14 protein-coding genes are annotated in these 14,536 nt (G+C 63.8%); 3 read left to right on the top strand and 11 right to left on the bottom strand.

The annotated features are described in order from the left end of the window. Window positions 1–19: 19 nt before the first annotated feature. Together H3Z74_RS13660 and H3Z74_RS13655 are read right to left on the bottom strand one after the other, a co-directional pair. Window positions 20–1,192, bottom strand: a complete 1,173-nt coding sequence (locus tag H3Z74_RS13660; protein WP_187760195.1) for an acetyl-CoA C-acetyltransferase — start codon at window positions 1,190–1,192, stop codon at window positions 20–22. Between the two features lie 50 nt (window positions 1,193–1,242). Beyond that, entirely contained in the window at window positions 1,243–2,271 is a 1,029-nt protein-coding gene (locus H3Z74_RS13655) for an alpha/beta fold hydrolase (protein WP_229726572.1), read from the bottom strand. Between the two features lie 82 nt (window positions 2,272–2,353). Here H3Z74_RS13655 and phaR point away from each other — a divergent pair, with 82 nt between their 5' ends. Continuing rightward, window positions 2,354–2,935 carry a polyhydroxyalkanoate synthesis repressor PhaR gene (phaR, locus tag H3Z74_RS13650; RefSeq protein ID WP_187760194.1) on the top strand — a complete coding sequence of 194 codons (582 nt, stop codon included), beginning with the start codon at window positions 2,354–2,356 and terminating at the stop codon, window positions 2,933–2,935. Between the two features lie 7 nt (window positions 2,936–2,942). Continuing rightward, the gene (locus tag H3Z74_RS13645; RefSeq protein ID WP_187760193.1) at window positions 2,943–3,146 is read left to right on the top strand and encodes a hypothetical protein; all 204 of its coding nucleotides are present in this window, start codon (window positions 2,943–2,945) and stop codon (window positions 3,144–3,146) included. On the opposite strand, the gene H3Z74_RS13640 is transcribed toward H3Z74_RS13645, so the two are convergent. The 5 genes from H3Z74_RS13640 to H3Z74_RS13620 all read right to left on the bottom strand — a co-directional run bounded on the left by H3Z74_RS13640 (window position 3,124) and on the right by H3Z74_RS13620 (window position 9,497). After that, complete coding sequence (locus tag H3Z74_RS13640; protein WP_187760192.1) at window positions 3,124–4,620, bottom strand: hypothetical protein; 1,497 nt, start codon at window positions 4,618–4,620, stop codon at window positions 3,124–3,126. The genes H3Z74_RS13645 and H3Z74_RS13640 overlap by 23 nt on opposite strands. A 2-nt stretch (window positions 4,621–4,622) precedes the next feature. Further along, complete coding sequence (locus H3Z74_RS13635) at window positions 4,623–5,780, bottom strand: aspartyl protease family protein (protein ID WP_187760191.1); 1,158 nt, start codon at window positions 5,778–5,780, stop codon at window positions 4,623–4,625. 65 nt (window positions 5,781–5,845) lie between these two features. After that, window positions 5,846–7,372 (bottom strand): CpaF family protein, encoded by a 1,527-nt coding sequence (locus H3Z74_RS13630; protein WP_187760190.1) that lies wholly within the window; start codon window positions 7,370–7,372, stop codon window positions 5,846–5,848. A 59-nt stretch (window positions 7,373–7,431) separates the two neighbouring features. Then, window positions 7,432–8,436 (bottom strand): phosphatase PAP2 family protein, encoded by a 1,005-nt coding sequence (locus tag H3Z74_RS13625; protein ID WP_187760189.1) that lies wholly within the window; start codon window positions 8,434–8,436, stop codon window positions 7,432–7,434. A gap of 299 nt (window positions 8,437–8,735) precedes the next feature. Further along, window positions 8,736–9,497: a helix-turn-helix transcriptional regulator gene (locus H3Z74_RS13620; RefSeq protein ID WP_187760188.1), complete on the bottom strand. Its 762-nt coding sequence runs from the start codon at window positions 9,495–9,497 to the stop codon at window positions 8,736–8,738. A gap of 55 nt (window positions 9,498–9,552) precedes the next feature. Here H3Z74_RS13620 and H3Z74_RS13615 point away from each other — a divergent pair, with 55 nt between their 5' ends. After that, window positions 9,553–10,008: a DUF6265 family protein gene (locus H3Z74_RS13615; protein WP_187760187.1), complete on the top strand. Its 456-nt coding sequence runs from the start codon at window positions 9,553–9,555 to the stop codon at window positions 10,006–10,008. Between the two features lie 108 nt (window positions 10,009–10,116). On the opposite strand, the gene H3Z74_RS13610 is transcribed toward H3Z74_RS13615, so the two are convergent. The 4 genes from H3Z74_RS13610 to atpA all read right to left on the bottom strand — a co-directional run bounded on the left by H3Z74_RS13610 (window position 10,117) and on the right by atpA (window position 14,535). Then, on the bottom strand, window positions 10,117–10,368 hold the full coding sequence (locus H3Z74_RS13610) for an ATP synthase F1 subunit epsilon (RefSeq protein ID WP_187760186.1): 252 nt from the start codon (window positions 10,366–10,368) through the stop codon (window positions 10,117–10,119). A 131-nt stretch (window positions 10,369–10,499) separates the two neighbouring features. Beyond that, window positions 10,500–12,029: a F0F1 ATP synthase subunit beta gene (gene atpD / locus H3Z74_RS13605; RefSeq protein WP_229726571.1), complete on the bottom strand. Its 1,530-nt coding sequence runs from the start codon at window positions 12,027–12,029 to the stop codon at window positions 10,500–10,502. A 21-nt stretch (window positions 12,030–12,050) separates the two neighbouring features. Further along, window positions 12,051–12,932 carry a F0F1 ATP synthase subunit gamma gene (locus H3Z74_RS13600; protein WP_187760185.1) on the bottom strand — a complete coding sequence of 294 codons (882 nt, stop codon included), beginning with the start codon at window positions 12,930–12,932 and terminating at the stop codon, window positions 12,051–12,053. Between the two features lie 73 nt (window positions 12,933–13,005). Beyond that, window positions 13,006–14,535: a F0F1 ATP synthase subunit alpha gene (gene atpA, locus H3Z74_RS13595; RefSeq protein ID WP_187760184.1), complete on the bottom strand. Its 1,530-nt coding sequence runs from the start codon at window positions 14,533–14,535 to the stop codon at window positions 13,006–13,008. Window position 14,536: the final 1 nt, after the last annotated feature.

Here is a 14,536-nt window from a genome sequence, read left to right as displayed (position 1 = left end):
TCAGGAGCGGCTGTTTGTCTTAACGCTCGATACACATGGCGATGCCCATCCCGCCGCCGATGCAGAGCGTCGCCAGGCCCTTCTTCGCATCGCGCTTCTGCATCTCGTAGATCAGGGTTGTCAGCACACGTGCGCCGCTCGCGCCGATCGGATGGCCGATCGCGATCGCGCCGCCATTGACGTTGACCTTGTTCGCATCCCAGCCAAGTTCCTTGCCGACCGACAAAGCCTGTGCCGCGAACGCTTCGTTCGCCTCGATCAGGTCAAGGTCGCCGATGGTCCAGCCGGCCTTTTCAAGCGCGCGGCGCGTCGCCGGGACCGGTCCGATGCCCATGATCGAAGGATCGACGCCAGCCGACGCCCAGCTCCGGATCGTAGCAAGGATCGTCGATCCGCGCTTCTCGGCCTCTTCGCGGCTCATCAACACCAGGGCTGCGGCGCCATCGTTCAGGCCGCTGGCATTGGCTGCGGTGACAGTGCCGTCCTTCTTGAATGCCGGTTTCACGCCCGACACGCTCTCCAGCGTCACGCCGCTGCGGATATATTCGTCATCGGACACGATCGTGTCGCCCTTGCGACCCTTGACCGTGACCGGTGCGATCTCGTCACGGAACCGACCCGACGACCGCGCCGCATCGGCAAGGTTCTGCGAGCGGACCGAGAATTCGTCCTGCTGCCCGCGCGTCACCTGATATTGTTCGGCAAGATTCTCAGCGGTGATGCCCATATGATAGCCGTTGAACACATCGGTCAGCCCGTCCTTGACCATCGTATCGACCAAGGCGAGATCGCCCATCTTCTGCCCCCCGCGCAGATTCTGCGCATGGGCGCTGAGCGACATCGATTCCTGGCCGCCCGCGACGACGATCGTCGCGTCACCGGTGGCGATCGCCTGAGCCGCCAGCGCCACCGCGCGCAGACCCGAACCGCACACCTGATTGACGCCCCAGGCCGGGATCTCCTTCGGTACGCCGGCCGCCATCGATGCCTGCCGCGCCGGATTCTGTCCTTGGGCGGCGGTCAATACCTGACCGAGAATCACTTCCGATACATCCGCACCTTCGACCCCGGCCTGCTCCAGCGCCGCTTCGATCGCGATCCGGCCGAGTTCATGCGCTGGGACTGTCCCGAACGCGCCGAGGAAACTGCCCACAGGGGTGCGCTTGGCGGCGGTGATGACGATATCGGTCATGGGAGCTCCTTGGGCGGTCTTGTGCTGTGCGCGCTATCTAGGGGCCGCATTCAATTGCCGCAACGGTGGTCGGGCAGCGCGCTGATCCAGCCCGCGAGCGGCTCCCACAACTGTGTCCGTGCGCCACGTCCCACGATCATTCCGACATGGCCGGCGCCCAGATCGCGCCGGTCGGTCAGGTCGGCCGCGCTTGCCGCGGGGACGATGCGGTCGCTCAATGAAACGAAATCGATCGCCGGGCAGGTGAGGTTCACGGGATCGACGGTCAGGCCGCCAACGGTCCATTCGCCGCGCCCGGTGATATTGCCGCCGATGAACTGGTCGAACATCTGTTCGCCGGCCGCGAAAGGCAGGGGCGCGCCGGCATTGGCCCAATCCTCCATCGCAACGAATGTCCGCGCGCCGGCGCTGTCCGGATCCATCGCCGCGAATGCTTCGTATTTTGCGATCGTGCGTCCGGGATCCAGCCGCCAGAAACCCGCTTGCAATACCTCCATCGGGACCAGTCCCATCGCATCGCAGGTCGGCCGTGCTGCTTTCCACAACTCGGCGATGTCGGCGCGTGCCTTTCCATTGAAGCCATCGAAGCGCCACGGCGCCGCGACCAGCGCAAGTCCCGCCACCGGCACGGCGCAGGCGGCAGCGAGCGCCATCGTCCCGCCCAGGCAATAGCCGATCAGTACCGGCGGCACGGCGAGCTTCGCGATCAATGGCAGCAGCAATTGTTCGACATGCGCGGTCACGTCCATGTTTCTCGCTGCGGGATCGGGCGATCCCCAATCGAGCAGATAGGGATGAAAGCCCTGCGCAGCGAGCCAGCGCAGCAGCGAGAGGTCGGGCGCCAGATCGAGGATGAAGGGCGGGTTGATCAGCGACGGCACGACGATCACCGGGCGGCCGCCAGTCTGACCCTTCGAGCCATAGTCGCGCAGCCGCGCCCGGCCCTTGCGATAGCGCGCCGGCGCGGGTTTGCGCGGTTTGCCGCGTTCGGCCGCCTGATAGGCACGCAGCCCGGCCAGGGCCAGATCGCGCCGCTCGGATGATGTTGCGGTTTCGCTGCGCAGCATCTCCAGAAACAAGGGTAACGGCCGCGGTCCGTGTTGCGGTGCGGCATTAAAGGGTGTTACAGGTGAACCAACCACTTGGGCGGGGACCTTTCCCATGAAGAAGCAGACACCGGGCGACGGCCCCGTCATCATCAAGAAATATGCGAACCGCCGTCTCTATAACACCGAGACCTCGTCTTACATCACGCTTGAGCACCTTGCCGCGATGACGCGCGAAGGCCGCGATTTCAAGGTCGTCGATGCCAAGACAGACGAAGACATCACGCACAACGTCCTGACCCAGATCATCATGGAAGAGGAATCGCGCGGCCAGACGATGCTGCCGGTCAATTTCCTGCGTCAGTTGATCGCGATGTACGGCGATTCGATGCAGGCGATGGTGCCGGGCTATCTGGAGGCGTCGATGGACAGCTTCCGCCGCAACCATGAACAGTTCAAGACAGCGGTCGAAGGCGCGTTCGCCAATTCTCCCTTTGCCGAGATCGCCAAGCGCAACATGGCGATGTTCGAGGCCGCGACCGCTGCGTTCAAGCCCGGATCGGCCGGCGCCAAAGCGGCTGCCGCTGCCGCCGAAACACCCGCTGCCGCAACGACGACCAGCAAGGATGACGAGATCGCTGCGCTCAAGGCCGAACTGACCCGGCTGAACGAAAAGATCGAAAAGCTCGATCATTGATCTGACCATGGCGTGGTTCGACTCGCCGGCGGCCCCCTTTTGGGGCGCCGCTATTGTCGCCGTGCTGGTGGCACTTTTCGCCGGGCTGGGCGATCGTCGTCGCAAGCGCCGCGCCAATCTCGATCGTGTGAGTCTGCTCGACTGGCCGACGCTTCAGATGTTCGCGCTGATCGCCGCTGCGATCTTCATCATTCTGGCGCTTCACGACTGACTGGCTGGCGCTTGAACGTCAGGTCGCGGCGCAGATAGACCAATGTGCGATAGTCGTCGTGCGGTGTGCTGAAGACGAGGCGGTAATCAGTGCGCAACGCGGATTTGGTCGCGCTGAAGCTTGCCCGGTTCCAGATGTTCAGCGACCGTGACGAGGTGACGATCACTGGCGGGCGTGTGGCGATAATGCGCCGGACCTCCGCCGCTTCGTCGATTCCGATCGCGCCCTGCTCGGTCGCATAAAGCAGCAGATTGGGGAAGACATAAGCGGTCGGCAGGCAGGTGTCGGCCAGGCGGTAGGTGATGGTATCGCCGATCGCGACCCACGGGCATTCGGTGCCGCTATTCGCCTTGACGATCGCGGCGACTGCGCGTGCGCCTTCGGCGTTGCTCGGCTGCATGGCGAGCCTTATCACGAACAGCAGGATCGCCAGGCCCAGCGCCCCGACCATGATCCGCGGGGACCGCCCCAGTGCGGGGGCTGCCACCAGCGCGAGCGGTGCGATCAGCGGCAGGGCATAATGATCGAAATAAGCCCCGATCGCGCAAAAACCGATCAGCGCCGCACCGAGCCAGCCCCAGGCGATGATCGCGCTTTCCCCGGCAAGGCCGATGCGCCGGCGCCAGCGCCAGGAAATCCCGGCCGCCACGATCAGCGGCGACAATTGCGCGACGATACCCAGCAGCCGCATCGCGATCTGATCGATCGGATAGCCGGGACGCAGTGCAATCGAGGTGACATTGGCGAACCAGAAAGCCTGCAGCGCCTCCGGCCCGATCCAGGCATAGCCGCCGATCGCGAGCAATGTCGGCAACAGCCCCATACCGATCCAGGAGAGACCGGCACCGGCAATCACTGGCGGCCGGGCACCGGCGCGGCGCAGGAACCATAGATGGGCCAGGCCAAAATACATGCCCTCGATCGCCGGCGTGTATTTCATCTGGATTGCGAAGCCGCCCAGCAGACAGGCGATCAGTCCATTGCTCAGGATCGCGCGCTGCGCGCCGGCTTCGGCCAGAGCGGGAAGGCGCAGCGTGAGCAACGCGGCGGTGGCGACGAACAGATTGTAGAATACCGGCGACTGTCCGCCGCGTCCGTTGAGCAGGGACAGCCAGATCAGATAGGCGATCGCTGCCGCCAGCGCGCCGACGCGTGCCGCGCCGAGCCGCAATGCACCCCGGTCGACGACCCATGCGGTCGCCGTGGCGAACAGAGTCGCGACGATCTGATAGGCGAGAATACCGTCGCCCGGCAGCATACGGATCGCAGCGAAAAGCAGAAACAGGCCAATCGGCTTGCGGTCCCAGATATCGATATAGGGCAGGTCGCCCCGCAAGATGCGGTCGCCGACCAGCAGGTAGAATTGCTCATCGACATGGATGACGGGATTGCCGAAATCCCACATCCGCAACGCGAACGCGACGAGCAGCAGTAGAGCCGCCGTTTTCCAGCGCGAGGCGATCGGCAGGACCATGGTCAGTAGAAATGCCGCAGCGTCAGGTTGCGGCGTGTGCCGTCGCACAGGTCGAGCGCGACCACGCGCCCCGGGGTGCCGATCGACCAGCTTGCGATGGGGTTGGACGGATAATTGTCCGGCACCGGTGTGCCGTCGATGACGCAGATCGTGTCGCCGACGCGCCATCCGTCGCGTTCCGCCGGTCCGCCGCGCATCACATGCAGAACCTTCAACCGGTCGCTTTCGGCGGTTACGAGCAGCCCGCTGGTCGATCGCACGGTCGGCTCGCGCGACTGAGCGCCCGGCGCCAGCACCATGTGGCCGGCCTTGGGATCGAGCAGCACGCGATATTTCTGCAAAAAGCCCGACCCGATCCGCCCGGCCATGCCCATGGCGTGGGAAAAGCCGCCTTTCTGTTCGATCTGCACGTCGACATAAGGCGCGACCAAGGTGCCGGTGCGCAGTTCTGGCACGATGATCAAGTCGGTGACGATCGGCCCACCCAGGCCGAACGATATTGTCGATGTCCGCGCCGTCGGGACCATCGCGGTGGTCGTCCAGGCCTCGGACGACAAGGTGACGCTGTTGCCGTCTCCGGTATCGACGATCATCGGCCGCAGACGCCGCCCATTGACCGTCGTCTCGCTGACATAGACCAGGCGATCGCGTGACACTGCCAGCGGCGCACTGGCTCCCTTGAATGGCATTCGGCCGGAGGGAAGCAGGCGAAAGCGTCGTGTGTCATAATCGATATCGAGCGCATACTCCGCGGTCAGGTCGCGCCCGACCAGCATCTCGATCGGCCGCGTGCTGCCCGTGGCGGTCGCGGGCAGGGCGGCAACGCTGATGCTGCCGCCGGTCCGGGTCAGCCCGCCCAATGTGATCGACTGCGTGTCGATCCATCCGAGCGGCACCACGCCGCCGATCGCATTGGCGCTGCCGCCGCTCCGCACCTTCAATTTCGCCGCGTCGACATAGGCGCGCGACAGCACCGAGAAGCTGACCCCGGTATCGAGAATCGCGCTGACCGGCTTGCCGTCGACCATCAGCGTGAAGCGGATCTGGTTGCCGGGCGTCAGGTCGAACGGCACCCACCGCACCTCGGCGTCGTGCGCAAGGAGGTCGGCGGGTGGTGTTGCTGCGGTCAGCAGCAGGAACAGGGCAGCGAGACTCCGCATCCGCGCTGCCGTAGCCGCATAAACCACCCAGAGAAAAGGCTTTACGCGCGCAATGTCGGCGTTGATTAGAGACAGGCCTCCAGGAACGCCTGATCGAAGCCGAACTGCCGTGCTTTTTCAAGCGTATAAGGGCGCAAGCCCATCGAGCGATACTCGCCGAGGATCTTGCCGTCGGCGCTTTCGTCGAGATATTCGAACTTGAACAGTTCCTGCGTGACGATCACCGGGCCCTCCATGCCGATCACCTCGGTAACATTGGTCACGCGGCGCGAACCGTCGCGCAAACGTTTCACCTGGATGATCAGTTCGACCGAGTCGGCGATCTGCCGGCTGATCGCTTCCTTCGGCACCTTGATGTCCGACATCATCACCATGTTTTCCATACGCGCGAGCGCTTCGCGCGGGGAGTTGGCGTGGAGCGTACACATCGATCCGTCATGGCCGGTGTTCATGGCCGCGAGCATGTCGAAACATTCGGCGCCACGAATTTCGCCCAGGATGATCCGGTCCGGCCGCATACGCAGCGCGTTCTTGACCAGGTCGCGGATCGAGATTTCGCCCTGACCCTCGAGATTGGCGGGCCGCGTTTCGAGCGGCAGCCAATGCGGCTGCTGCAGGCGAAGTTCAGCCGCATCCTCGATCGTCAGCACGCGCTCGCCCGGGTCGATCATCTTCGACAAGGCGTTGAGCATGGTGGTTTTACCGGAACCGGTACCGCCCGAGATGACCACATTGAAGCGGCTTGCTCCGGCAATCTTCAGTGCGGTGGCCATTTTCGGGCTCATCGATCCAAAGCCGGCCATCATGTCGAGCGTGATCGGCTTGGCGGAGAATTTACGAATCGAGATCGCTGTGCCGCGCAGGGACAGCGGTGGAACGATCACGTTGACGCGCGAACCGTCTTTCAGGCGGGCGTCGGCCAGCGGCGTGGTCTGGTCGACGCGGCGGCCGACCGAGTTGCAGATGCGCTGGGCGATCTGGAACAGATGCTCTTCGTCGCGGAACTGGATGTTGGCGAGAACCAGTTGGCCCTTGCGCTCGACATAGGTCTGCTCCGGGCCATTGACCATGATGTCGGTGATCGACGGATCGGCGAGCAATTCCTCGAGCGGCCCGAGGCCGAGCAACTCGTCGACCAGCACCTTTTCCAGCGCGAATTGTTCGCGGCGGTTGAGTGTCAGCTTCAGCTCGGCGAGCACTTCGCCGATGATCGGGCGAAATTCCTCGGCCAGCTCATTCTTGTCGAGCGTCGCTGCGGCTTCCGGGTCGACTCGTTCGAGCAGGCGCGGCAGCACCTGCTCCTTGATCTTGTGGATCGAGCTTTCGAAGCCCTCGACGCGGCTATTGCCGGCTTCGCCCGATGCGGACTGACGGTCCGCAAGACGCTGCATCGCATCCTGGTTGACGCCCGGCATGTTGCCCGTCTGGCTGTCGGTCTCGCCCGGCATCGGCAGGGGCGGGAATTGCTCGCCGCCGGTTTCGGGTTCGGCGGGACGTGCCGCGCCGCCCTGCATCGGGCGCGCAACGCCGAACGCAGGCCGATTACCGGCCGTGGACCCTCCTACTCCTGGACGACGCCCAAATGCGCTCATGCCTTAACAATCCCTCATGCTTGGAATGAGATGCTTAATCGCCAAGCTTTGACAATTAGCTAACCGGCGGCTCCGGCATTTCCGGTCCGCCGCCCGAACCGCGCGAGGCGAGGCATGTATCGAGGCGGCCAGACGGGTTCGCGTGCATAGACGGCAGTGGCCAGAATGACCGAAAGAGCGGCGACGCCTGCGCCGGCGAACAGATCGACCAGATAGTGCGCGCCGAACAATGGTGACGCGGCGAGCATCAGCATATTGGTTACCAGGGCCGCGATGCGCAATCCGCGCACAGTCCAGGCGGCCCACATGAAGAGGCACGCGACCACGGCATGGAAACTGGGGAAAGTGATCAACCCGGTCAGAGTCTGTGCGCTCACTTGCCGAAAGCTGCCGTCGCGAAGGCCTTCCAGGAACGCGATATGCTGCTGCAGGATCGTAATGTGAACATCGCCTTCCGGCGGATATATCGCGGTCAATTGCCGCGCGGCCTCGCCAAAATGGCCATAAGCGGAAATTGCCGGGAAGAAGATGAAGATGATGCTGGTCGCCGCCAGTGCGATGAACATCGCCAGCAGGAAAATGCGCAGCCTGGCGAACTGATTGGCCAGGATCAGCGCCGCCAGGAGCAGCAGCGGTTGCGCGTTAAAGGAATTATAGGCGAGCTTGAGGATCCAGCAGAGCGTCGGATACTCGTTGATCATCCTCGCATAGCTGAGCCAGTCGAATCCGATCCTGAGATCGGCGGCATGGAGTTCAGCGTCGCTATAGGCAAAAGGGAAACTGGCCGCGCCGGCGGCGTAGGTGATCAACGTGCCCAGCGACAACATGGTCAGCAGGATTGCCGCCGCCTCCGCGCTGATGGCAAGCTTCGGCGCATCGATGCGGTTGCGATAGGCAAACGCGACCCCTGTGCAGACGAAAAGCGGCAACAGGATCAGCGCGATGCTGAGCAGATCGATCGTCAAGCCGGTGATAATATAGGAAAGGACGAGGACGGCGGCCTGAAGCGCCAGTGCGCCATGCAGGATCGGTCGCCCGCTTCGCCATAAGTCGGTCCCGCCCATGCGGTCATTTTGCAAAAATGACATTGAGAATTGGTAAATTCATTTCGTCATCGTTCTGACCGGCAGAACTTGCTGGGATCAGTCCGGGAAAGGATGACATGCCGGATCCTGCATGAGGATAGGATCGCCGCCGGGCGACACGATCGGAGTGAGCGACGGGAGATATGTTACACCGGTATGTTGCATATCTCAGGCTGACGCTTCGATGAGAAGTTGCCTATAATATTGTTGAATATCAATAATATAGCCAATTTTTTGGGCAGTCTTAATCCTGTATGAGCGGGCTGAACCCACGCTGTTTAGAAAGGATCGTCGGGCAGGAACGGGCCGATCGCACGGCTGCGTGCAGTGCGAGGGGCGACCCCGGCGAGCCGGCGGAAGTCGCGAGCCATATGCGCCTGGTCGGCAAAACCGCCTTTCGCCGCCTGATCCGCCAGCGTCGCCGGTGCCGTGACCTCGACCATCGCGCGGCGAAAACGGATCAGACGCAGATAGCCACGCGGCGTGATGCCGATACTGCGTTCGAACCAGCGCTGCACCGTGCGGTGGGAATAGCCACTGGCTCGAACGATGTCCTCGACTCGCGTCGCGCTCAGCACCTGCGATCCGATTGGATGGGGCAAAGCTTCAGCGAACGCCGCGGTTACATCGGTCAGGGCGCGATCCGCGTTCATCACCAGCGCGCCTGCCTTGCTGTCGAGATCGAGCCTGTTCCAGCCATCGGCAAAATCGGGGCAGGGCGTGCCGCCGAGCATTTCCCATGCCCATGGCCAGAGCCTGACGCCGAGAAAATGCGCATCGCCGCTGATCCGGAAGCGCACCGGCGCCAGGCTCAGTCCGGTGACGAACAGCGCCGGCTGTTCCTCGCCCCAGATCGACCGGCCGCGCAGCCGATGGATCACCTCGATACAGCCATCGGGCGTCGCATCATGATCGATCCACTCGCCGGGTTCACCGTCGCCGGCCATGGTCCAGATCGCTGCGACCAGCCCGGTCAACGCGTCAGGCAGGGGCTGTTCGGCATAGCGCATCGTGCCATATCCCATGTCGCGTCGGTTCAAGCCAGCCGGACTGCAGCCGCTATACTTGGCGATGAGAATAACGGGGAGAAGGCCGATGTATCGGATGATCGCGACATATGCTGCTCTCGCGCTGGGCGGAGCCGCCAGCTTCGCCGCCGAGCCGGCTGCCAAGGGGCCGCCAGGCTGGCTGACCGGCTGCTGGATCATGAAAGCGGAGCAGAAATGGGCCGAGGAATGCTGGACGCCGGTGCGCGCCGGCATGATGCTTGGATCGGGTCGCAGCGGGGCGGGGGAGTCGCTTCAGTCCTGGGAGGCCAATCAGATCTTGCCTGATGTCGAGGGGAAGCCGGTCTTCTGGGCTTCACCCGAAGGCGCGGCCCGCGTCGCATTTCCGATGGTGTCGCAAGGGACGAGCGAGATCGTCTTCGCCAACCCGGCGCATGATTATCCGCAGCGCATCCGTTACTGGCGCGAGGGCAAGGTACTCAATGCGGAAATCTCGCTCGCTGACGGCAGCAAGCCGATGCGCTGGAGCTATAACCCGATGTGATGGAGGGTGCGGATCAGTGAAACCCGCTCGCCCTGAGAGCTTGTCAAAAAAAGGGCGGTGTTTCGACAAGCTCAGCACGAACGGAATATCAGGCGCGTTTTGGCGCTCTCAGGCCGCGCGTTCGGCCAGTACGGTCAGGCCATTGGCATTGACCTCGGCGAAACCGCCTTCGATTGCGATCGTCTCCGGCTCGCCCTTTTCGGTGCGATAGATCGCCAGCGCGCCGTCGCGGATCGTCGACATGACCGGCGCATGCCCTTCGAGCACGCCGAAGTCGCCTTCGGTGCCGGGAACGACGACCATGTACACGTCCTCCGAGCGGACGAGCTTTTCAGGGGTGACGAGTTCGAAGTGCAGCATCTTCTTGTCCTTCTCCCCTACCGCTTGCGGGAGGGGCCGGGGGTGGGCTCGCGCTCACCATAATCGTTGCGCCCCGTTCGGGCCGGGCGCCCACCCCTCGATCCCCTCCCGCAAGCGGGAGGGGAGGAAGATCAGGCGTCCTGCGCCATCTTCTCGGCCTTGGCGACCGCTTCTTCGATGCCGCCGACCATGTAGAACGCGCTCTCGGGCAGGTGATCATATTCACCATCGACCACTGCCTTGAACGACTTCACCGTGTCCTCGATCTGCACGAACTTGCCCGGGATGTTGGTGAACACCTCGGCAACGTGGAACGGCTGGCTCAGGAAACGCTGGATCTTCCGTGCGCGGCTGACGGTGCGCTTATCGTCTTCCGACAGTTCGTCCATGCCGAGAATGGCGATGATGTCCTGCAGCGACTTGTAACGCTGCAGCGTCTCCTGGACGCGGCGTGCCGTGTCGTAATGCTCCTGGCCGACGATCGCAGGGGTCAGCACGCGCGACGTGGAGTCGAGCGGATCGACCGCCGGGTAGATGCCCAGCTCGGAGATGGCGCGGTTGAGGTTGGTCGTCGCGTCCAGATGGGCGAACGACGTTGCCGGCGCCGGATCGGTCAAATCGTCGGCCGGCACGTAAATCGCCTGCACCGAGGTGATCGAACCCTTGTTGGTCGAGGTGATGCGCTCCTGCAGCGCGCCCATGTCGGTCGACAGGGTCGGCTGATAGCCCACTGCCGACGGAATACGGCCGAGCAAAGCCGACACTTCCGAACCCGCCTGGGTGAAGCGGAAGATGTTGTCGACGAAGAACAGGACGTCCTGGCCTTCGACGTCGCGGAAATATTCCGCGATGGTCAGGCCCGAGAGTGCGACGCGAGCGCGGGCGCCGGGCGGCTCGTTCATCTGGCCGAACACCAAAGCCACCTTCGAACCCTCAGGGGTCGGGTTGCCGTCGGCGTCCTTGGCGATAACGCCCGCGTCGAGGAATTCGTGATACAGATCGTTACCCTCGCGGGTGCGCTCGCCGACGCCGGCGAACACCGAGGTGCCGCCATGGCCCTTGGCGATGTTGTTGATCAGTTCCTGGATCAGCACGGTCTTGCCCACGCCGGCGCCGCCGAACAGGCCGATCTTGCCGCCCTTGGCGTACGGCGCGAGCAGGTCGATGACCTTGATGCCGGTGACCAGGATCGCGCTCTCGGTCGACTGGTCGACGAACAAAGGCGCCGGGGCGTGGATCGGCATCGTGTCGGTGTGGCCGACCGGGCCACGCTCGTCGATCGGCTCGCCGATGACGTTGAGGATGCGGCCGAGCGTCATCGGACCCACCGGCACGCGGATCTGCGATCCGGTGTCGGTCACGGCCTGGCCGCGGGTCAGACCCTCGGTCGAATCCATCGCGATCGCGCGGACCGTGTTCTCGCCGAGATGCTGGGCGACTTCGAGCACCAGGCGGTTGCCGTTATTATCGGTCTCGAGCGCCGAGAGAATGGCCGGCAGCTTGTCCTGCTCGAAGGTCACGTCGACGACAGCGCCGATGACCTGGCTGATGCGGCCAACGTTGCTGCCCGATGCGACCGAAGCCGCGGAGGCGGTCGGTGCAGCGGCCTTGGTCGCGCGCGGCTTGCGGGCGGGCTTTTCGGCGATAGGGGCGGTTGCCATCTTCTCTTCCTCGTCTTCGGATTACTTGAGCGCTTCAGCGCCGGAAATGATTTCCACCAGTTCGGTCGTGATCGCGGCCTGGCGGGTGCGGTTATACTGGATCGTGAGGCGATTGATCATGTCGCCGGCATTGCGCGTGGCATTGTCCATCGCGGTCATGCGGCTGCCCTGTTCCGACGCGGCATTTTCGAGCAGCGCACCGAACACCTGGATCGCGACGTTGCGCGGCAACAGGTCGGCGAGGATCGATTCCTCGTCGGGCTCATAGGTCACCGCAGCGCCACCATCGTCGATCGGCGCGGCATTCGTATCGATCGCGACCGGGATGATCTGGCGGCCGGCGGCTTCCTGCACCAGCGCGGACTGGAATTTGGCGTAGAACAGATGAGCGATATCGAACTCGCCCGCCTCGAAGCGGGCGATCACGTCGTCGGCGACCGCGCGAGCGTCGGAAAAGGCGACATTCTTGATCTGGCCCTGCTCATGATCGTGCAGGATCATCGTGGGATAGAAGCGGCGCAGCACGCGGCCCTTCTTGCCGGCAAGGTAGAATTTGACCGTCTTGCCCTGCGCGATCAGCTCCTCGGCCTTGCGGCGCGCGGCGCGAACGATGTTCGAGTTGAACGCGCCCGCCAGACCCCGTTCGGAGGTCGCGACGATCAGCAGATGAACCTGGTCCTTGCCGGTGCCGGCGAGCAGCTTGGGCGAAGATTCGCTCACGCTGACCTTCGACGCCAGGCTGGCCATCACGCGCTCCAGCCGCTCGGCATAGGGACGCGCGGCGACCGCCGCTTCCTGCGCACGGCGCAGTTTCGCGGCGGCGACCATCTTCATCGCCTTGGTGATCTTCTGCGTCGACTTCACTGAGCCGATGCGGAGCTTGAGGGCCTTCAACGATGCCATCTTTGTCCTTCTTGTTCCCCCGCGAAGGCGGGGGCCCAGTCTGGGCTCCCGCCTTCGCGGGAGCACAATTTACTTAAGCGAACGTCTTGCCGAACGCCTCGAGCGCGCTCTTCAGTGCCTCGGTCGTTTCCTTCGACAGGTCGCGCTTCTCGCGGATGTCGGTCAGGACCGCCGCATGATTGGCGCGCAGATCGGCGAGCATCGCCTGCTCGTAGCGAACCACGGCGTCGACCGGCACGGTATCGAGATAGCCGTTGGTGCCGGCGAAGATGGACGCGGTCTGCTCCTCGAACGGCATCGGCTGATATTGGGCCTGCTTGAGCAGCTCGGTCAGGCGCGCGCCGCGATTGAGCAGCTTCTGCGTCGACGCGTCCAGATCCGAGCCGAACTGCGCGAACGCAGCCATTTCGCGATACTGGGCGAGCTCGAGCTTGATCGAACCCGACACCTTCTTCATCGCCTTGGTCTGCGCGGCGGAACCCACGCGGCTGACTGAAAGGCCGACGTTGATCGCGGGACGGATGCCGGCGAAGAACAGGTCGGTTTCAAGGAAGATCTGGCCGTCGGTGATCGAGATCACGTTGGTCGGGATGTATGCGGACACGTCGCCCGCCTGGGTTTCGATGATCGGCAGCGCGGTGAGCGAGCCCGAGCCATTGTCGGCATTCATCTTCGCGGCGCGCTCGAGCAGGCGCGAGTGGAGATAGAACACGTCGCCGGGATAGGCTTCGCGGCCCGGCGGGCGGCGCAGCAGCAGCGACATCTGGCGGTACGCGACGGCCTGCTTCGACAGATCGTCATAAACGATCAGGGCGTGCATGCCATTGTCGCGGAAATATTCGCCCATCGCGCAGCCGGTGTACGGCGCGAGGAACTGCAGCGGCGCCGGCTCCGATGCGGTGGCGGCGACGACGATCGAATATTCCATCGCGCCGGCTTCTTCGAGCGCGCGGACGATCTGTGCGACGGTCGAGCGCTTCTGGCCGACCGCGACATAGATGCAGTACAGCTTCTGGCTCTCATCGGTGCCCTGGTGCGCGGCCTTCTGGTTGATGAAGGTGTCGATCGCGACGGCGGTCTTGCCGGTCTGGCGATCGCCGATGATCAGCTCGCGCTGGCCGCGGCCGACGGGAACGAGCGCGTCGATTGCCTTCAGGCCGGTCTGTACCGGCTCGTTGACGCCCTGGCGCGGGATGATGCCCGGCGCCTTGACTTCGACGCGGCTGCGCTGGTCGCTGACGATCGGGCCCTTGCCGTCGATCGGGTTGCCGAGACCATCGACGACGCGGCCGAGCAGGCCCTTGCCGACGGGTACGTCGACGATCGTGCCGGTGCGCTTGACGACGTCACCTTCCTTGATCTCCGAATCGGTGCCGAAGATCACGACGCCGACATTGTCGGCCTCGAGGTTGAGGGCCATGCCCTGCACACCGTTCGAGAACTCGACCATTTCGCCCGCCTGGACGTTGTCGAGCCCGTGAATGCGCGCAATGCCGTCGCCGACCGACAGCACGCGGCCGGTTTCGGAAACTTGTGCCTCGGAGCCGAACGAAGCGATCTGGTCCTTGATGACCTTCGAAATTTCAGCGGCGCGGATATCCATG

The organism is Sphingomonas alpina, assembly GCF_014490665.1.
Lineage (GTDB): Bacteria > Pseudomonadota > Alphaproteobacteria > Sphingomonadales > Sphingomonadaceae > Sphingomonas > Sphingomonas alpina.
This window is presented reverse-complemented; position numbering and strand designations above follow the sequence as displayed.